This window comes from Ruegeria sp. BC7 (genome assembly GCF_056539165.1).
Map to the genome: position 1 here is coordinate 699,576 of NZ_JBQFUL010000001.1, position 19,471 is coordinate 719,046.

The 19,471-nt window shown below is 56.5% G+C and carries 20 protein-coding genes; 9 read left to right on the forward strand and 11 right to left on the reverse strand.

The window, feature by feature from the left end; genetic code table 11:
• Positions 1–18: 18 nt before the first annotated feature.
• Positions 19–381, reverse strand: coding sequence for a hypothetical protein (locus tag ACR0KS_RS03220; RefSeq protein ID WP_170562602.1), 363 nt, complete (start codon positions 379–381; stop codon positions 19–21).
• Between ACR0KS_RS03220 and ACR0KS_RS03225 the strand changes: the two genes are divergently transcribed.
• From ACR0KS_RS03225 to ACR0KS_RS03255, 7 genes are all read left to right on the forward strand, one after another.
• Positions 376–942: a beta-barrel domain-containing protein gene (locus ACR0KS_RS03225; protein WP_170562605.1), complete on the forward strand. Its 567-nt coding sequence runs from the start codon at positions 376–378 to the stop codon at positions 940–942. The two genes, ACR0KS_RS03220 and ACR0KS_RS03225, sit on opposite strands and share 6 nt — an antisense overlap.
• Positions 943–1,110: 168 nt before the next feature.
• A complete protein-coding gene (locus ACR0KS_RS03230; protein WP_170562608.1) occupies positions 1,111–2,130 on the forward strand; it encodes a GlxA family transcriptional regulator in 1,020 nt (339 codons plus the stop codon).
• Positions 2,131–2,265: 135 nt separating this feature from the next.
• The gene (locus ACR0KS_RS03235; RefSeq protein WP_170562611.1) at positions 2,266–3,405 is read left to right on the forward strand and encodes a ring-hydroxylating oxygenase subunit alpha; all 1,140 of its coding nucleotides are present in this window, start codon (positions 2,266–2,268) and stop codon (positions 3,403–3,405) included.
• Positions 3,402–4,937 carry a choline-sulfatase gene (betC, locus tag ACR0KS_RS03240; RefSeq protein WP_170562614.1) on the forward strand — a complete coding sequence of 512 codons (1,536 nt, stop codon included), beginning with the start codon at positions 3,402–3,404 and terminating at the stop codon, positions 4,935–4,937. Before ACR0KS_RS03235 ends, betC begins: the two co-directional genes overlap by 4 nt.
• Positions 4,934–5,725 (forward strand): SDR family oxidoreductase, encoded by a 792-nt coding sequence (locus ACR0KS_RS03245; protein ID WP_170562617.1) that lies wholly within the window; start codon positions 4,934–4,936, stop codon positions 5,723–5,725. Before betC ends, ACR0KS_RS03245 begins: the two co-directional genes overlap by 4 nt.
• 76 nt (positions 5,726–5,801) lie before the next feature.
• Positions 5,802–6,542 (forward strand): SDR family oxidoreductase, encoded by a 741-nt coding sequence (locus ACR0KS_RS03250; protein WP_170562620.1) that lies wholly within the window; start codon positions 5,802–5,804, stop codon positions 6,540–6,542.
• On the forward strand, positions 6,542–7,468 hold the full coding sequence (locus tag ACR0KS_RS03255; protein WP_170562623.1) for a 3-hydroxyacyl-CoA dehydrogenase NAD-binding domain-containing protein: 927 nt from the start codon (positions 6,542–6,544) through the stop codon (positions 7,466–7,468). Before ACR0KS_RS03250 ends, ACR0KS_RS03255 begins: the two co-directional genes overlap by 1 nt.
• A 40-nt stretch (positions 7,469–7,508) precedes the next feature.
• Here the strand turns inward: ACR0KS_RS03255 and ACR0KS_RS03260 are convergent, their stop codons facing one another.
• The 3 genes from ACR0KS_RS03260 to ACR0KS_RS03270 form a co-directional block, all read right to left on the reverse strand.
• A complete protein-coding gene (locus ACR0KS_RS03260) occupies positions 7,509–8,279 on the reverse strand; it encodes a DUF3299 domain-containing protein (protein ID WP_480693114.1) in 771 nt (256 codons plus the stop codon).
• A gap of 141 nt (positions 8,280–8,420) precedes the next feature.
• Complete coding sequence (locus ACR0KS_RS03265; RefSeq protein ID WP_170562626.1) at positions 8,421–8,846, reverse strand: hypothetical protein; 426 nt, start codon at positions 8,844–8,846, stop codon at positions 8,421–8,423.
• Entirely contained in the window at positions 8,843–10,255 is a 1,413-nt protein-coding gene (locus ACR0KS_RS03270; RefSeq protein WP_170562629.1) for a GMC family oxidoreductase, read from the reverse strand. Before ACR0KS_RS03270 ends, ACR0KS_RS03265 begins: the two co-directional genes overlap by 4 nt.
• Positions 10,256–10,662: 407 nt before the next feature.
• On the opposite strand from ACR0KS_RS03270, the gene ACR0KS_RS03275 reads away from it, so the two are divergent.
• Positions 10,663–12,159, forward strand: coding sequence for a GMC family oxidoreductase (locus ACR0KS_RS03275; RefSeq protein ID WP_170562632.1), 1,497 nt, complete (start codon positions 10,663–10,665; stop codon positions 12,157–12,159).
• Positions 12,160–12,266: 107 nt separating this feature from the next.
• Entirely contained in the window at positions 12,267–13,670 is a 1,404-nt protein-coding gene (locus ACR0KS_RS03280) for an MATE family efflux transporter (protein ID WP_480693115.1), read from the forward strand.
• A gap of 5 nt (positions 13,671–13,675) precedes the next feature.
• On the opposite strand, the gene ACR0KS_RS03285 is transcribed toward ACR0KS_RS03280, so the two are convergent.
• From ACR0KS_RS03285 to ACR0KS_RS03315, 7 genes are all read right to left on the reverse strand, one after another.
• Positions 13,676–14,773 (reverse strand): M56 family metallopeptidase, encoded by a 1,098-nt coding sequence (locus tag ACR0KS_RS03285; protein ID WP_170562635.1) that lies wholly within the window; start codon positions 14,771–14,773, stop codon positions 13,676–13,678.
• Positions 14,760–15,155, reverse strand: coding sequence for a BlaI/MecI/CopY family transcriptional regulator (locus ACR0KS_RS03290; protein ID WP_170383532.1), 396 nt, complete (start codon positions 15,153–15,155; stop codon positions 14,760–14,762). The genes ACR0KS_RS03285 and ACR0KS_RS03290 overlap by 14 nt, the downstream gene beginning before the upstream one ends.
• A 66-nt stretch (positions 15,156–15,221) precedes the next feature.
• A complete protein-coding gene (locus tag ACR0KS_RS03295; protein WP_170383534.1) occupies positions 15,222–15,626 on the reverse strand; it encodes a DUF2160 domain-containing protein in 405 nt (134 codons plus the stop codon).
• A gap of 8 nt (positions 15,627–15,634) precedes the next feature.
• Positions 15,635–16,432 carry a carbohydrate ABC transporter permease gene (locus tag ACR0KS_RS03300; RefSeq protein ID WP_170410573.1) on the reverse strand — a complete coding sequence of 266 codons (798 nt, stop codon included), beginning with the start codon at positions 16,430–16,432 and terminating at the stop codon, positions 15,635–15,637.
• Positions 16,429–17,292 carry a carbohydrate ABC transporter permease gene (locus ACR0KS_RS03305; protein ID WP_170383538.1) on the reverse strand — a complete coding sequence of 288 codons (864 nt, stop codon included), beginning with the start codon at positions 17,290–17,292 and terminating at the stop codon, positions 16,429–16,431. Before ACR0KS_RS03305 ends, ACR0KS_RS03300 begins: the two co-directional genes overlap by 4 nt.
• Complete coding sequence (locus tag ACR0KS_RS03310; protein WP_170549067.1) at positions 17,289–18,365, reverse strand: ABC transporter ATP-binding protein; 1,077 nt, start codon at positions 18,363–18,365, stop codon at positions 17,289–17,291. The genes ACR0KS_RS03305 and ACR0KS_RS03310 overlap by 4 nt, the downstream gene beginning before the upstream one ends.
• A complete protein-coding gene (locus tag ACR0KS_RS03315) occupies positions 18,365–19,414 on the reverse strand; it encodes an ABC transporter ATP-binding protein (protein WP_170562638.1) in 1,050 nt (349 codons plus the stop codon). Before ACR0KS_RS03315 ends, ACR0KS_RS03310 begins: the two co-directional genes overlap by 1 nt.
• Between the last annotated feature and the right edge of the window lie 57 nt (positions 19,415–19,471).

Here is a 19,471-nt window from a genome sequence, read left to right on the forward strand (position 1 = left end):
GATCAACGAATGCGGTGACTACCAGTCCGCGCGCTCATAGCTGTCCGTGTCGATACAGGAAATCTGGGCGTCGTGGCTGCTGAGAACCTCCTCTGTCATGACGTCCGTGTCCTCGGCCTCCTTTTGACTCGTTTGATCCATATCCCAAGCAAGGCATGAGTCCTGCATTGTATTGGGGGCCAGAGAAAAGGGTTCCATTTCGTCTGGCATCATGCCCTTCGCCAAGTCATTGGATTGCCCAACTTCCAGCGAGAACGAGTTGATAGACGTCACTTGCGCGCCATTAAATCCCGTATCTGAAACAATTATTTCCGCGTTAATTGTCCCTTCAAATCCCGGTGGGGGTGAGATTTCCAGCAGGTCCAAATCCCACCCTTGCAAGTCAACTGCCCCACCATCCGACAAAGCCGTGTCTCCGAGTTAGAGCGTGAGCGCCGCCAACTGCATATCTCTCTTGAGATGGTGAACGCAAAGTTGGACGATACGCGCATTGTTGCGCCTACGCGAGGCATCGTTCAGGCGGTTGTTTATCCCAATCCCGGCGAAGTCATAGCGCCAGGCGAAACGCTTTTTGAACTTTTACCGACCCGAAACGAACTTGTCGTCGAAGCTCGCATCCCGAATTCTGAGGTGGGGCACGTCAAAACCGATCAACCCGTTTCAATCAGCATAGACACCTATGATGCACGTCGTTTTGGCAAAGCCGAGGGGCGTTTGAAATCTGTGTATCCGGTGCCGCTGACGGACGAGAAAACTGGTGAAACCTACTTTCGGGCTTCAATTGTCTTGGACAACTCCAAGGTGGGCACAGGCGGTTTGGCACGTCCTTTGCAAGCAGGAATGACAGTCGTTGCTGAAATGACAACCGGCGAGCAGACGATGCTTGCTTACCTGTTGAAGCCTGTCCAACTGACCATGGATCGTGCATTCAACGAAAGGTAGCCTAGTTCTGATTTGAGCATCGAAGTTTGTACAACAGGCAAGGTCGTCAACACTAAGGTCAGGGGATGCCCGTCCCGATATTCTTAGGGTCACAGGAGGCTTTGCTTGCGCAGGGCACCCAAAAGCTATCTTGTTGCAGCCAGAGTCTCGTCGAGAGGTTGCTGTCGAATGTCCAAGTCCGAGAGGTCCGAAACCCGATTGCTTGTTCTGGTTGCGCCAAGTTTCAATATGGCCGCAACCATGGGGTTCATTGATCCCTTCCGTGCAGCGAACTATTTGGACGGAAAGCAATATTTCAGGTGGGAGTTCGTTTCAGAAGCAGGCGGTTATTGCGTTTCCAGCAACGGAGCGGGCATCAATACGCTCGCCTTGGATCAGGTGGTTACTAGGGAATTCGACGTGGTTATCGTTTCGTCCAGTTGGACGCCTGAGAAACACGTGACCGCAAGGATCGGCAATGCTCTGCGACACTGGGCGCGCGGTGGTGCTATTCTGGGCGCGTTGGATACGGGTGCGTTCATCCTTGCGCAGGCCGGGCTTCTCAAGGGTAAGAGAGCGACGGTACATTACGAGCATATCGACGCCTTTCAGGAACTGTTTCCTGACGTGGCGGTCGTTGAAAACCTGTTCGTCCTTGATGGCAATCGCGTGACGTGTTGCGGAGGTACCGCGACCGTCGATTTCGCACTGCAAATCCTGCTGAATATCCACGGCAGCGCCCTAGCGAATGCAGCCGCAAGGTATGTTTTTCATGACAGGTTGAGGGGGGCGGCGGATTTGCAGCAGCCCGAAGTCAACGAACCCTTGGGCACAACCATTCCGGCAAAGCTGCGAGCGGCGATCCAGACAATGGAAGCAAATCTGGAAGAACCGTTATCGGTTCCTCAGATCAGCAAGGCAGCCGGCCTTTCACAGCGTCAACTTGACCGATTGTTTGCGACGTACATTAAGAAGACACCGGCTCTTTATTACCGAGACATAAGACTGGATCGGGCGCGGGGGTTGGTCACGCAGACTGATATGCCGATCGCCGAGGTCGCCGTGGCGTCCGGTTTTGCGAGCCTCGTCCATTTCAGCCGCTCATATAAAGAACGGTTTGGGTTGTCCCCAAGTCAGGACAGGATCGAAGGTCGTGTGCCGTTTGAGTTTCGTGCCTGGCCCATGTATCGCAAGCCTCAAGTCGGGTAAGTTAACTTTTGCAATATGGCGTGAATTGTTAAACTGACGGCGAGAAAAGTTAAGCCGATCGTCGGATTTCAGCGGATCATACACTCTACCATTCTGTCACCGGGTCCACGTTCGGCCCAGTTTGTGGAGTTGCCGATGAGTGAGCTTCCCTCCAAAGAACAATTCGCCCGAATTTCCGATGGGTTCAGCCCTGACCCTTTCAACACCAGCTCATTGAAGGCCGAAGCCTACGTTGATCCGGCTTGGCACCGGGTGGATTTGAACGAAATCCTCGCCAAGACGTGGCAATGGGTGTGCCATGTCGAAAAGCTGCGGACGCCGGGGTCTTTTGTGACGGTTGAGATTGCGAACCGCCCGATAGCTGTCGTTCGCGATCGCGAGGGGACGCTCCGTGCTTTCTATAATGTGTGCAAACATCGTGCGCATCACCTGTTGTCTGGCGAGGGCGAGACCACTCGGATCATGTGCCCGTACCATGCGTGGGTTTACAAGCTGGACGGACAGCTTGTCCGCGCTCCGGAAACCGAAAACCTGACAGGTTTCAGCACGTCGGACATCTGTCTGGATCAGGTTCAGGTCGAGGAATTCGCGGGCTTCGTGTTTGTGAACCTCGATAACGAGGCGCGTCCTCTGACCGAAGTTTCGGGCGATCTACAGACCGAGATACGCCACTGGGCACCGGATATCGAAGACCTGACATTTGGGCACCGGCTGACCTATGACATCAAGTCGAACTGGAAGAATGTCGTCGACAACTTTCTGGAATGCTACCACTGCCCGACTGCCCACAAGGATTTCTGCGATCTTGTCGATATGGACACCTACAAGGTGACGACCTACGGCATCTATTCCAGTCATATGGCCGAAGCCGGTAAAAGCAGCAACACCGCCTATGACGTGTCCAACGCAACCGTGCGGACGCACGCGGTTTGGTGGCTGTGGCCCACGACCTGCCTGATGCGGTATCCTGGGCGATCGTCCATGATCGTGCTGAATATCATTCCGGTGGGCCCGGACCGGACGCTGGAGACCTATGATTTCTTTTTGGAAACGCCCGAGCCTGACGAGGCCGAGCTAGAGGCGATCCGCTATCTGGATGAGGTTCTGCAACGCGAAGACATCGACATAGTCGAAAGTGTCCAGCGTGGGATGAGCACGCCGGCCTTCACGCAGGGCCGTATTGTTCACGACCCCAACGGTTCGGGTAAATCGGAACATGCCGTTCACCACTTTCACGGCTTGGTGCTGGATGCTTACGCGAAGGCCGCGCCGTGAACAGGCCCAACATTGTTGTGATCATGGCCGATCAGTTGGCGCCCCATTTTTGCGGTGCCTACGGGCACCCAACGGTGAAAACTCCGCATATCGATGCGTTGGCGCAGCGTGGAATGCGGTTTGATGCGGCCTACTGCAACTCGCCGCTTTGCGCTCCGTCGCGCTTTGCTTTCATGTCCGGGCAATTGATCAGCCGGATTGCGGCCTATGACAATGCCAGCGAGTTTCGCGCCTCGGTCCCGACCTTTGCGCATTACCTTATGTCGCTGGGATACAGGACATGTTTATCCGGCAAGATGCATTTTGTCGGACCAGACCAGAAGCACGGGTTTCAGGATCGGGTCACGACCGACATCTACCCCGCCGATTTTGCCTGGACGCCGGACTGGGAAGCACCGGACGAGCGGATCGACAAATGGTATCACAACATGCAGACGGTCAAGGAAAGTAGCGAGGCAATCGCAACCTTCCAGACGGATTACGATGACGAGGTCGAGTTCGCGGCCCGCCGTTGGCTGATCGACCGCGGGCGAGAGCGTGCAGGCGGGGATGATGCGCCCTTTTGTCTGGTGGCCAGCTTCATTCATCCTCATGACCCCTATGTTGCAATGCCAGAGTGGTGGAACCTGTATTCCGACGCCGATGTGCCGATGCCGGAGTTTACGCTCACTCCGGACGAACAGGACCCGTTCTCGCGCCGCGTGATGGACGGGATCGAGGCAAGCTATGTCCCTCTGACCCACGAGGAAATCCAACGGGCACGTCGCGCGTATTTGGCAAATGTCAGCTATTTCGACAGCAAGGTCGGGGCAATGGTGCGCGCGCTGAGGGATATTGGTGAGCTAGACAATACTTTGGTCGTCGTGACTGCGGATCACGGCGACATGCTGGGGGAACGTGGTCTGTGGTACAAAATGAACTTCTTTGAACACTCGGCCCGCGTGCCATTGATCATGGCCGGGCCGGGCGTTGTTCAGGGTGTGGCTGGCAATGCCTGTTCACTTGTGGACCTGCTGCCAACCTTCGTGGACATTGCCGGTGGAACGCCGGACATGTTCGGAGAGCCCGTGGACGGCCGGTCGCTGTTACCCCTTGCGCGAGGAGAGTATGACGCGGTGGACGAAGCCATTGGCGAATACTGCGCCGAGATGACGCCATACCCGGTTTTCATGATCCGCAGAGGGGCGCTGAAGTACATTCATTGCGACCCGGACCCGCCGCAGCTTTATGATCTGGCGCTGGATCTGCACGAAAAGACCAACGTGGCCGCTAATCCCGCCTATGCGTCGCATGCCAAGCAATTCGCGGACGAGGTTGCAGAGCGTTGGGACAGCGAGAGACTGCGCGCCGATGTGATCGCCACGCAAAAATCTCGTCGTGCCCTTCATGCGGCGATGGAGGCAGGGGCGGGCGAGACGTGGGATTACAATCCGCCACGCGATGCCTCGCAGGAATATGTGCGCAATCACATGGATTGGACCGTGGCCGCCAAGCGGTATCGGTATCCGCCGTTGAAGGAGAACTCTGAATGATGCTCAAGGGGAAAACCGCACTGGTCACAGGCGGGCGCGGCGGTATCGGGCGAGCAATCGTGGCTCGGTTCCTGCGGGAAGGTGCGCGGGTCTATGCCGCTGACTTGACGCCAGAGGGGTCGCTTGCTGCCCATGATGACGATGGCAGCATCTTTGTTAAGCTCGACGTCACGCAAGAGGCCGATGTGGTTGCGGCGATGGCGCAAGTCGGGCGCGAGGCGGGGCAGCTTGATGTGCTTGTCAACGCGGCCGGAATCGAGATTGAAAAGACCATAGAACAGACAACGCTGGAGGAGTGGAACCTCTCGTTCGCAGTGAATGTGACAGGGACTTTTCTGGCCGCCAAGCACGCGCTGCCGCTGTTGCGCAAGGCGGCGCAAGGGGCAACTGCCTCGATCATCAATTTCGGCAGCTATGACGGGTTTATCGCGGACCCCGGCCTTGCCGCATATTGCGCAACCAAAGGGGCGGTACACGCGCTGACAAAGGCGATGGCCTGCGATCACGGACCCGAAGGAATTCGCGTCAACGCCGTATGCCCGGGTTATGTTGATACGCCCATGCTGCAAAGTTTCTTTGCGGGCGAAGGGTCCGGCGGGGGCGGTCAGTCCATTGACCAGTTGCAGCAGGCCGTTCGAGACGTGCACCCCATGCGCAGTTACGGCACGCCGGAAGATATCGCCAATCTGGTCAACTGGCTGGCCTCGGACGAGGCACGCTATGCCAGCGGTCAACTTTGGGTTTTGGACGGAGGGCTGAGCGCGCAGGTTCAGCAGATGAAGCTATGAGCCAACCAATCGTCGTGGCCAGTGCGTTCTCTGACGCCAAAGATGTGCCGACCGCCATGAAGATGGTGGTGTACTGATGCGGCTGGCAGGGAAAACAGCGCTCGTGACCGGAGGTCGACAGGGGATCGGTCGGGGAATAGTTGATGCATTTGTGTTTGAAGGGGCCGTGGTAACGACATGCGGACGCGGGCCAAGGCCGGAAGGTTTGGCGGACGATGTCGCTTGGGTGTCACTGGATGTCACAGACGTGGCTGCCGTTGAGAAATTGGCCAGCGCGTGCGCGGAGTTAAACATCCTTGTCAACAACGCTGGCGTGCAGGTCGAAAAGACGGTGGTCGATAGTCTGGACAGCGATTGGGACGCAGTGGTCGGCACAAACTGTAAAGGCGTATTTAACCTTTGCAGAGCGTTCATTCCGCAGATGTCGGATGGAGGCGCCATCATCAATATAGGTTCAATTTCCGCTTTCGTCGCGGACCCTTCGATGGCCCTGTACAACGCATCCAAGGCTTTTGTGCATGGGTTGACGCGGTCAATTGCTGTCGATCACGGGCCGCGACTACGCTGCAACGCGATTTGTCCCGGTTGGATCGAAACAGGCATGTTGGATGCCGGGTTCGATCTGGCAAAAGACCCCGACGCCGCACGCCGGGATGCATTGGCGCGGCACGCAACCCGAAGGTTCGGCAGGCCAGAGGATATCGCAAGTATGGCGGTTTGGCTTGCTTCCGACGAAGCGGGTTTTGCGACTGGTCAGATGTTTACAGTGGATGGCGGCATGACCGCGGCTTCTCCGTTAAACCCGGGAATGTTCTGATGGATATACAACATACGGCCTGCCTTGGTGGGGGTGTGATCGGCGCGAGCTGGGCCGCGCTGTTTCTGGCCTCGGGTCGATCAGTCTCATTGTATGACCCTGATCCATCCACTGAAGCCAAAGTACGCGCCTATATTGAAAATGCATGGGCTGCGATGACAGAACTTGGCCTGGTGAAGAACGGGAACCCCGACGCGATCGAGTTTCCTCAATCCGCTGCCCAAGCCGTCGAAGGTGCGGGTTTTGTTCAGGAGAACGTGCCAGAGCGACTGAATATCAAGCATGCAACTTTTGCCTTGATCGAGCCCGCGCTTGAACCGCAGGCCATTGTTGCCAGTTCTGCCTCGGGGCTGACCCTTGGGCAGATGCAGCCCGGCTGGGCTGATCCTTCTCGGTTTGTTTTGGGGCATCCGTTCAACCCACCGCATTTGATTCCGCTGGTTGAGGTGCTGGGCAACGACAAGACAGCCCCCGGTGTGGTCGCAGCGGCCCAGAACTTTTATGAAAGCCTTGGCAAAACCACGATACGGGTCAAGAAAGAGGTGCCCGGACACGTTGCCAACCGACTACAGGCCGCGATCTGGCGCGAGGCGATTCATCTGGTTGTGTCTGGCGTGGCCTCGGTCGAGGATGTCGATAAGGCGGTTTGGGCCGGACCGGGCCTGAGATGGGCCGCGATGGGGCCCACGATGCTGTTCAACCTTGGCGCAGGCGAGGGCGGCCTTTCAGCGTTCTGCGAGCATTTTTCGGGAACATTCAACGGTTGGTGGGACGATTTGGGGCAAATTCATTTGACCGATGACATCAAGCAGCAGTTGACCGACGGCATTCACGCTGCAGCACGGGGTAAGACTCCAGCCGAACTTTCCCAGAAACGCGATGAGATGATAGTGGCGCTACAAAAATCCGTGTCGGAACTGCGTTGAGGATATCAGACCGCTCATGTGAGGGTGGGATTCCGGTGTTTCAGTCGGATGCTGGTTGCCCACCGGTTTTGCGTTGACCAGCGGCGCGAATTTTGTCCGCTACGCTTTCGCTCCACTCCAGGCGATCCTCTCGATTTTCCAGAGTTTCTACCCGCTCGGCGTCCAATAGAAAGGTCGCGCGCATTGGCATAAGGCCGTCTACAACGACCATTTGATGATCGGTGGGATCAATTTTCAGTTGTCCAGTCAAGCGAACGGGCTCGTGGACATAGGCCGGGGTCCAATCGCCTTGCAGTCGCACCCGGATCATTTGGTTCGGAGGGGGAGGGGGCATATGGCTGCACATGCCCCGCTCGGGAACCAGGTAGGCGACTTGGCTGCCGTCAGCGTCCGGGGGCGCAGGGATGGCAAACCCGGCAACGGTAATCGTTTTTCCATCGAATAAAGGGTTACCCGCTGTTCCGGCTTTTTCCCGGCGCTCCATCACGACCTGACGTTGATCAAGAAGCCAGTCAATGTCTATGCCCTCAGCCGCTAGTGTGTCTTCGGTTTCATTCAGGAGTTCTTGCCATTTCTGACGCTCTTCCGGGCTGCCACTATCCTGTTGCAGCCTGCCGCGCAGCCGCACGGTGTACAGCACATCGTCGAATTGTTCAGGGCTAAGATCGCGATAGGGATCCTCAAACACCTGTACTGTCGGGTCGGGTAGGTCCGTCCAATCAACTGAAATGCCCGCGCTTATGGGACCACCTGACAGTGACAGCGCCAGACAAGTGATTGCCAAACCTTTTAAGTATTTATCAATAAACAAAGGCTTTCCCCACGCCACGATGCTGTCTCTCACTTCAATATAGTGCACTTCGGTTTAGGGAAACAGGCCAATAGCTGTGCGCCTTACGGTTGGCTTGACCGGGGCTCTATCTTGTGTCCGGCAATCGGTCAGAGACAGCCACTATGAGACGGCATAAGCACCAAGTTGGTTCATGCATGGCGTGTGGAAGGGATCGAAAACCGTGAAGAACTCAAGCGGTACACCTTCCTCGGCGGCCTTGATTACATTTGTAGACGTCGCGAACTTGTCGATTACGCTCTTGTCGATCCGACTGAGATAGTCTTCCACGTATGGCGCGTCATCCAGACCAGACCAATATACCATATCCAACATCCGGCCTTGCGCACCTTTCTCAAGGACAAACTCTTCGTAGGCTTGCGCGAATTCACTGGCGGCACTTTGTTGCGCCATGTCCTGGCCGTAAACCGTTCTGATCACATCCAACGCATGAGCGGCAATCCCGTGACCTTTGATAGCACGATATGCGACCCCAACGCCGACGGCCCCCGCACCCAGAGCTAGAATTTTGCGACGTGAAAGCTTCATGCTACGGCCTCCGATGCAAGGAGCGACAATGCACATATAGTCAAAGTGGGATTGGCTGGTGAGCATGATGGGAAAGACCCGGCCCCCAAAACAAACACGTTTGCAGCGCCATGTAATCTCATCTTTTCGTCCACGACAGAATCGTCCGGTGATGTCCCCATGCGATGGGTGCCTTGAATATGGGCCTCTGATCCCAGGAGCGGAGAAACTGCCACATTCTCAATCGTGTCGGGTATGATGTCCGCCAGCCCGGCCTTTGCCCTGTCCAAACCGAGTTTTGCATAGTCGGTATAGCCATGCCATTCAATGATGGGTTCGTCATCCTCAAGGATGACCTGATTTTCCGCCTGAGGGATGTCTTCGGCGACCATACGGAAGTGAATGCGGTTCGCCCATTTTCCCGGTTCCGGTCGGATCGACACGGGCGCATTAACAGTTTCAATCAGAACTGCCGCCGCGGAACTGCGATCTATTTCATGATAGAAGTGATACCCGTGACCCGTTTCAGAGGTTCCGCCGTAGAACGACTTGATATTGGCTGTATCAACATGGACGTCAATGACGGCCTGTTCGTGCAGGTATTTACCTAAAGCGCTGTTCTGCACACCCGAACGTTTCAGGATGGCAGAGTTAAATATACCGTTTGTTCCAAGGGCAACAGTATTTGCGCGCAGCCGTGCTTCTGAACCATCCGCGCTTCTTACGCGGACAGCGCGTGCCTTTCCGCCTTCGATGTCGACCGCGCGGACTTCGGTATCCAGCAGGACATGTGAGCCGGCAGCGTTGAGCGCCTCAAGGCCGTTCAATACTGTGAACTTGGCGCCCACAGGGCAAATCCTGCAGACGCCGTTTGTGCAGCATACCGGACGAGAACCACCGTTTGAAATGCCTGTAGGCAATGGAACCCACAGCGGGCTTGAGGCGCGCAAGGCTTCGTCGGCGCGCGATGGTATATGTCCAGGATAGGGAAAGGGTTTGCGGCGGGGCAGAATGTGTTCGCACTCGCCGCCGGCAACTTGGATTATATCTTCTGCCTTTTCCCAGAACGGTTCAATATCTTCGTAAAGAAACGGCCAATCTTTACCGACGCCAAATTTGCTATTCAGACTGAAATCGTCCGGATGAAGACGCGGAGCGTTTCCCCACCAATAGTTGGAATTTCCACCAAACAGCGAGAACGCGACCCAGTTCTTGTGCACACCCGAGTGGTTTCGCTGCGTGAAATTCTCTCGCACAGCCCACCCACGTTCCAATTGGTCGTTATGTGAGTAGTCGGCCCCTTTTTCGACGTACAAAACGTCCAGTTCATCAGGGAGACCGCAGCCAAAAAACATTGCAGCAAAACTGGACCCCGCGATCACGACATCCCATTCCCGAGAGCTTGCTTCTTCTAAGGACAATCTCTGCATGACAACTTGTTGACCCTAAGACCGATCGATCAAAACCAATAAAATTACGCAATCTGATTAAGGATGATATAGCACTCGCGAAAAACAACCAGTGATTATTTGGATTTGCAATTTGATAGAAGTCCTCGGTAGAATTTTGTGCAAGGCGTCCTTTGTGTCCGCTTGATTGAGGGGCCGCCTGGATGTGAATTGGTACAAGTTTGCTTTGGCAATGGTTTTTAAAGGTTGGCTATGAAAAGACGGCACGTTTTAGGTTTTTTTACGGCCCTGGTTGTGGTTCCACCGATCGTGCGGATCGGGTTCATGCGATTGCAGGACAATCCACTTCCCGGTGTTGAAGACCCAAAGTTGGTCTTCTCTGAGGGGTGGCTGCTGGACGAGAACGATCTAGAGAGCGAGCTGTCGACATGATCTTTGATGCCCGCGACGAGGTTCCGGCGCTCGACGACATATATGATTGCTGCATTATCGGGGCTGGCCCTGCGGGTATCACGCTGGCGTTCAAGCTGGCAAACGCGGGTCAAAGAGTTCTTGTGCTGGAAGCCGGAGGTCAGGAAGTAACCTCAGAATCGCAGGATCTCTACGAAGGGGAAAATCTTGGGGTCGATTACTATCCGCTGTCTGCGCCTCGGCTGCGGGCGCTGGGTGGTACGACGGGGCATTGGGGTGGACAATGCGTTTTGTTGGACCGCTCGGATTTCTTGCCGCGCGAAGATGTTCCCCTAAGTGGCTGGCCCATCCGCTTTGAAGACCTGGAGCCGTATCAAGACGAGGCCGCGCACGTTTTGCAAACCGGCAGTTTCGGGTCAGAAATTCGGAAACCGGCGGATGCGACAGGAACGATCGACAGCGTGGCGCAAAGGTTCAGTTCAGACCGGCCTTTCTACGAAGTCCGAAACATTGATCCTGTGCGGTTTGGAAGCTTTTACCTGGGCGATCTTGAGAGTGCTGAAAATATCGATCTGGTCCTGTGCGCCAATGTTGTCGATTTTACTGTCGATGGCGATACCGGCAGGATTTCCCAAGCCCATTTCCGCAACTATGGAGAGGGTAAAGGGCAGGCCAAAGCGGCGCAGTTTGTCTTTGCCATGGGCGGAATAGAAAATTGCCGAATGCTTCTGAGCCTTAACGCCAGAAACGAGAACCGGTTTGGCAACCAGAACGATATGGTAGGGCGCTGTTTCATGGAGCACCCGGCCGTTCACAACGGCCGGTATTTCATCACCAAACGCCTATATTCGCATTCTCCGACCTGGGAGTTCGAGCGCCTGCGTCGCCGTGCGCGCCCGGAACTTGTCCTGAGCCCGAGCGAGGACCAAATGCTGAGAAATGGGTGGCTAAATTCTGCAGTTCGCCTTGAGCCTTTGAAGCCACGCCCCATGAGCGAAGACGAAGCTGGTAACGACCGTTTCATACAGAACCTGGAATTCAATGAGGACTACTTCCTGACGGGCGATTCCAGTGTGATTGGCGAACAAGAGCCCAACATGGCGAGCCGGTTGGTGTTGACCAATGAACGTGATCGCTTTGGACTAGAACTCGTGGGGTTGAATCTGCAGTTAACGGACAGAGATATCGAAACTCTGCGCGTCTCAACCGGAGAGGCGGCAAGGTTTTTGATCCGCAACGGGTTGGGTCGGATGCGCGTTGAGCCAACATTGTGGAATCGCGCAGAGTTGGACGAACTGGATTTCGACTATTCCAGTCATCACATGGGCGGTGCGCGGATGTCGCTTACATCTGAAACCGGCGTTGTCGATGCCAACTGCAAGGTGCACGGTGCCCCTAATCTATTTGTGGCGGGGTCTGGGGTTTTCGCAACAAGCGGCCATGCGAACCCGACCTTTACGATCGTCCAGCTTTCTTTGCGTCTCGCTGACCATTTGACAGGGTTAGCGGCTTAATCCCAAAACAGCTGATGCAGCGCACAGGCCAATGCATTGAATTTTGCTGTTGCTGATCGGTCGCGCGCACTGGCAGATTGCGTTTGCAAGCATGAGCAGGAAATCAAATGCAATCAGGATCGTCAGGCAAGGCTGTTTTTCTAACCGGAAGCCTGATGCGGCACGTGACCCGTATGTCGCTGACGACAAGTATCGGGCTGATGGCGATCTTTGCCGTCGACTTCGTGGACATGGTGTTCATTTCGATGCTCGGCAACGACGCACTGGCCGCAGCTGTAGGGTATGCGGGAACTCTGCTGTTTTTCACAAATTCCATCAACGTCGGACTTTCGATCGCCGCCGGAGCGTTGGTCGCGCGTGAACTGGGGGCTGGACAGCCTGACCGTGCAGGACACTTTGGCACCAGCGTTGCAACGCTGGGCGTTCTGTTTGGTTTAATTGTGTCCGTCATCGTATTGTTTAATGTAAATTTTCTTCTTTCAGCGCTGGGCGCTGAAGGTGAGGTATTGCGCCTGGCTGTCCGGTATGTCTCGATTATTCTGCCGACGATGTGGGTCATGGCTCTGGCCATGGCTGGAATGGCGGTTTTGCGGGCGCACGGAGACGCGCGCCGCTCGATGATGGCGACGATCTACGGTGGAGTGACAAATGCCGTATTGGATCCGATCCTTATCTTTGCGCTAGGGCTGGGGCTGGACGGTGCGGCCATCGCTTCGGTGATCGCCCGGGTGTGTATGTTGATTGCCGCGCTCAAGCCAGCGGTGAGCGTACACCGGGGGTTTGCCCGACCGTCCTTGCGACAGGTGGCCCGAGATTTTCGCTCTGTCCGTGCGATTGCAGTTCCGGCCGTGTTGACCAACATTGCAACCCCAGTTGGCAACGCAATCGTCGTCCGCGAAATAGCGCAATTCGGGACAGATGCCGTTGCTGGAATGGCTGTCATAGGGCGCTTGATGCCGGTCGCGTTTTCAGTCGTCTTTGCGCTTTCAGGGGCAATCGGCCCAATCGTCGGGCAGAACTTCGGGGCCGGGAGCTATGATCGGGTTAAAGAAGCCTTCTGGTCCGGAATTAAATTCACCGCCGTGTATGTCTGTTTGATGGCAGCCACGCTTTTCCTTCTGCGCGCTCCAATCGCGGATCTGTTTCAGGCACAGGGAGAGACACGTGCCTTGATCTACCTGTTCTGCGGCCCTTTGGCGCTTGCGTCCTTTTTCAACGGAGTGATTTTCGTCTCGAACGCCAGTTTCAACAACCTGGGCCACCCGGTCTATTCAACTTGGGTTAACTGGGGGCGGCACACGCTGGGCACCTGGCCATTTGCTGTTGCAGGCGGCTATGTCGCGGGCGCGCCCGGAGTGTTGCTAGGGCAGGCATTGGGTGGGGTGCTCTTTGCGACAGTCTGTTTGCTGTTGGTCCGCCGAGTTGTATCGCGGCTATCCGCCCCTCAGCCCGTCGATCCCTTTGCAGGGCAAAACAGGCTGCAGGCGCTGTTTGGACGGCGTGGGTGGTAAGTCGCTCAGTTGCTCTGATTGCGTGCTTCCAGCCGTTCGAGGTTCACAACCGTCGATAACATGAGGCGGTCATGGCTCCAATCCTCGGTCTGCCGCACCGAAGCAGCGGCCAGCCCAAGGACGATTGCAAACACGATTGTCAGGCCAAGGAACAGGAAAGGCATCGACGACTGGATTGTTGGTGCTTCGGCCAGTGCGACTACGCGTTGGCGCAGTACGCGTTTTGCCTTGCCGCCGGTGACCAGTGCGACGTTCAGAACACGCGGGCTGCGCAGAGCAATACTCTTTGCGCAATAGTCCAGCAGACAAGCGGTATAGTCCCGTGCGTCGATACCGCGACGGGCGACGACGGATTGATCGCAGGCAAGCTCGCGAAGCCGGTCAAACTGGTATTTCAAAAACACATAGGCCGGGTTCCAGAATAGAAGCGGGCGCAACAGCTCGAAACCCAGTTCCCATTCGACATCACCGGCGCGAACGTGTTGTAATTCGTGGGCCAACGCGAACCGCAATTCGCGTGGGGTATCAAGAAGATGGCTGGGTAAAACGACATGACGCCTGCGCAATCCGCGTACTGCAAAGGGGACAGTGATCCGGTCCGACAGACGGATATCTACCTTGGATGACCTGCGCCACAGGAAGCTGTTGTTTATCGTGCCTCGGATCGCCCATGCATCATAAGCGATGCGCAGCGTGTAACCCGCTGAGACAATGGCCAAAAGAACCAGCACAGCAGACACAAGCGGATATTCACCGGACAGCACCAGATCGGCCCAGCGTTGACGCGTATTCAACAGAGATTCAAACTGTGTGGCGGGCATTGCGATTTCGCCGCGCAAGTAGGCTGCGACTGCGATATCCCCAATGGCAACCGCACCTTGGGCAGATGTCTGGGCGGCCAGCGCAAAAATACCCATAGCCAAAATAGGGCTGAGAACGACACACAGGCAAAGGGCTTTGAGCGCCCGAAGCTGCGTGACAAACCCATATTGCAAACTTGTTCTTGCAAGTGCCGCTCGGACCACCAGCCAAACAAGAGCAGCCAGCGCCAAGACGAGGTTCAATTCGAGATAGGTATCGAGAACCGGTTTAACTGCTGTCATTTTGCAGTCTCCTTTCTACCAGTGCCCGAATTTCCTCAAGATCGGCTTCGCTGAGGCCCGCGTCGTCCACCAGACGCGCAACCAGCGTGGCAGGTGTGTCGTCGAACAGAGTTCGTGACAGGTTCTGCAGCGACCGCGCCTGATACCTGTCTTTTTCCAGAAGCGGTGTATAGATCAGCGTCTTTCCGTCCTTGCGGCTTTCGACGAACCCTTTTTCATCGAGAATACGCAGGATGGTTGCGCCGGATGTATACGCGAGATTTCGTTCTGGTGGCAGGCGATCAAGTACGTCACGGACCGAGCCCTGACCCAGCGCCCAAAGCTCGTTCATGAACTCCAGTTCGACTTCGGTCAGCAGGTTTGTTGTCTTTTTCTTTCGCATCGGTCTTTCGTGTCGCATTTCTTAGTATGCCTGACAGACAAGCATCCTTTCGCTGTTTCGCAAAGCCTAAACTTTCCAGAAAACGAAGAAGCCCCAGCCGATTGACAGGAACAGCGGTGTCCAGACGGGCTGGCCCACCAACCCCAGCCAGGCAAGGAAGATGTAAGCTGATCCAAGCAGAGTGATAAACAGCCGATCCCCCAGTGTGGTCGTCAGGCCCAGTACGCCCCGCCGTTCAATCCCATCGCGGAACTTGGTGACTTCGAGAACACCGATCAGCGCAATAGCCGAAAAGATGCCCACAAACACGGCTAGTGTCGCGGGGGTCCATGCCATCCAGAAATCGGGCCACAGGGGATCAGTCCAGGAAAACCCTTTTTCCTCCTCCTGCCCGACATTGCCCCATCCGGCTTTGGCTTGGGCCAGGGCGGTTGAAGGCAGGAAGGGGAGGGTAAGAAGTAGTTTACGCATATCGAACCTCACACACGGCCCATCGCGAAACCGCGCGCGATGTAGTTGCGGACAAACCAGATGACGATGGCGCCTGGGATGATGGTTAGCGTCCCGGCAGCGGCCAGCAAGCCCAGCTCATACCCCGCGCTGGAGGCGGTGCGGGTCATCACGGCGGCGATGGGTTTCGCCTCGACCGCGGTCAGGGTTTTCGCCAGTAGCATCTCGACCCACGAGAACATGAAGCAGAAGAAGGCCGCCACGCCGACGCCTGCTTTGATATTGGGTAGAAAGATCGTCACGAAGAAACGCGGGAAAGAATAGCCATCGACATAGGCGGTCTCGTCCAGTTCCTTGGGGATGCCGCGCATGAAGCCCTCCAGAATCCAGACCGCCAGCGGCACGTTGAACAGCGTATGCGCCAGCGCCACGGCCAGATAGGTGTCGAACAGGTGGATCGACGAATAGAGCTGAAAGAACGGCAGCGCGAATACTGCCGCCGGAGCCATCCGGTTGGTCAGCAGCCAGAAGAACAGCTGCTTGTCGCCCAGGAACCGATAGCGCGAGAACGCATAGGCCGCAGGCAGGGCAACGCAGACCGAAAGCACTGTGTTCAGAGTCACATAGGTGATCGAGTTGATGTACCCCCAGTACCACGTCGGATCCGTAAAGATCGTGATGTAATTGTCCAGCGTAAACGTCTGGGGAAACAGGGAAAAGCCCGAAAGGATCTCGTTCGTGGTCTTGAAGGACATCGCCACCAGCCAATAGATTGGCAACATCAGGAACGCGATATAGAGGATCGGGATAAGGGACCGCTTCTTCATTGCGCGTCATCCTTTGTCATCAGAGTATAAAAGAGCCATGAGACCAGCAGCGTGATGGCGAAATAGATCAGGCTCATCGCGGCTGCAGGGCCAAGGTCGAACTGTCCCAGCGCGATCTTCACAAGGTCGATCGACAGCAGCGTGGTCGAGTTGCCGGGGCCGCCACCGGTCAGAACGAAAGGCTCGGTATAGATGTTAAAACTGTCCATAAAGCGCAGAAGCACGGCGATGGTCAGGACGGTTTTCATCTTGGGCAGTTGGATATAGCGGAACACCGACCAGGGGCTGGCACCGTCGATCTTGGCCGCCTGATAATAGGCGTCAGGGATCGAAACGAGGCCCGCATAGCACAGCAGCACCACAAGCGAGGTCCAGTGCCAGACATCCATGACGATGACAGTGATCCAGGCCGACAGGGGCTGTTGCGTCATGTCATAATTGATGCCCAGAACGTCATTCAGGAAATATCCCATCAGACCGATTTTCGGCAGGGTGAAGATGTTCCACATTGATCCGACAACGTTCCACGGGATCAGCATCGGCAGGGCCATCAGCACCAGGCAGACCGGCACCCAGAAGCCTTTGCGGGGCATGGACAGGGCCACGATGATGCCCAGCGGCACCTCGATCAGCAGGATCAGGAAGGTAAAGAGGAACTGCCGACCGAGGGCCGCTTGGAACCGGTCCGAGCGGAGGATTTGCTCGAACCAACCCAGCCCTTCCCAGAAGAACTGGTTGTTGCCAAAGGTTTCCTGCACCGAATAGTTGACCACCGTCATCATCGGCACCAGCGCGTTGAAAGCGACCAGAGCCAGCACGGGCAGGACAAAGAACCATGCCTTTTGGTTTTCCGTTCTCATTGCGCCCGCTCCTCGGTTGCGATCCAGCCGTCGCGGTAGACGCGGGATTGTTCAGGTTTGAATTGCAGGAAGACCTGTGATCCGGGTTCGGGCACGGTGTGTTCGGTCACGGCCTTCAACGCGGTGTTGCCGACCATCGCGCTAACCACATAGTGACGTCCGATGTCCGCGACCTTGGTGACATGTGCTGGAATACCGGTGTCGCCAAAGCCCACATATTCCGGGCGGATACCCAGATCGGTGCGGCCTCCGTCGCCGCTGGTTGGGCCTTCCAGCATGACCTCGTGGCCTTCAAACAGCGCACGGTCGCCTTTGGCCTCACAGGGCAGGACATTCATACCGGGTGATCCGATGAAGTGGCCGACAAATGTGTGCTGAGGCCGCTCGAACAGCTCAACCGGAGTGCCGATCTGAACCACTTCGCCTTCTTGCATGACAACGACTTCGTCGGCGAAGGTCAACGCCTCGGTCTGGTCGTGGGTCACGTAGATCATCGTCGCTTTGACGCGCTGGTGCAGCTCTTTCAGCTTGGACCGTAATTTCCATTTCAGATGGGGGTCGATCACGGTCAGCGGTTCGTCAAACATCACCGCGTTCACGTCATCCCGGACCAATCCGCGCCCCATTGAGATTTTCTGCTTGTTATCAGGGCTGAGACCGCTGGCGCGCGTGTTCAGCATATCCGTGACGTCCAGCATCTCGGCAATCTCACCGACACGGCGCTTGATCGTTGCGGCATCCACGCCCCGGTTTTTCAGCGGAAAGGCCAGATTTTCGCCAACGGTCATCGTGTCGTAGATCACCGGGAACTGGAACACCTGCGCGATGTTACGTTGATCGGGGGGCAGGGCGGTGACATCCTGACCGTCGAACAGAATCTGACCCTCGGACGGGGTCAGCAAGCCCGAAATGATGTTCAGCAGAGTTGACTTGCCGCAACCGGACGGACCCAGCAGGGCATAAGCTCCGCCATCGCGCCATGTCACATCAATTTCCTTCAGCGCGTAGTCCTCTGGGCCTTTCGGCGCGGGCATATAGCTGTGCTTGAGGTTTGAAAGTTTGATCTGCGCCATTAGACCACCCTTGTCCCGTCTTGGCTGAAATACCGGCAATGCGCTGGATTCATGTAGAAACTGTGATCTTCGCCAACTTGGTAGGGGTGAACGCCTGCCGCCAGTGACACCCAAGCGTCGTCCCCATGCTGGAAATGTGCACTGGAGTCAGACCCCGACAGCTCGGTCACGATCACGCGGCCCGTCAATTCGACATCGGCGTCCGAAGTGCGGAAGGGGGTCACCCGGTGCGGGCGCACGGCGACTATGTAATCTCCGTCAGCGATGTTGGAGACAGCCCAGCCACCGCCCCCGGCAAGTTGCGCTTGTGCGCCTGAAACTGAGATGCGCGCCACGTTAATCGGGGGGTCCGAGAAGACGCGGGCTGCCGCGATGTTTTCTGGATTGCGGTAAATGTCGGCGGTGGGGCCGAATTGCGAGACACGGCCGTCTTCCATCAGCGCGGTATAGCCGCCCAGCAGCAACGCCTCTTCGGGTTCCGAGGTGGCGTAGACCACCACCGCGCCACGTCCGGCAAACAAATCGGGCAACTGCTCTCGCAGTTCTTCGCGCAGTTTGTAGTCGAGGTTGGCCAGCGGTTCGTCCAGAAACACCGCGCGGCTTTCCTTGGCAATGGCGCGGGCCAGGGCGGTGCGTTGCTGCTGCCCGCCCGACAGCTCATGCGGGCGGCGGTGCAGCATCGGGCGCAGTTGCAGCAGTTCGGCGGCTTCTTCAACACGGCCTTCGATCTCGGATTTTGCCATGCCCGCAACGCGCAACGGCGAGGCGATGTTGTTGAATACGGTCATATGCGGGTAGTTCACAAAGAACTGGTGCACTAAGCTGATCTGCCGCTTTTGCGTGTTCAGCCGTGTCACGTCCTGCCCGTCCATCAGGACTTTGCCCGATACAATCGGATCCAGCCCGGCCATCATCTTGATCAGAGAGGTCTTGCCCGATCCTGTCGCGCCCAGCAGCACATTGAAATGGCCGGTCTGCAGGGTCAGGTTTGTCGGCTTGATATGGATGACGTTGCCAACCCGTTTGGTGGCGTCTTGAAGTTCGATCATCGGGGAATCTCGCGGGGTAGTCCGAGGGTAGGCCGGGCTTGAGCCCGGCCTACGGTG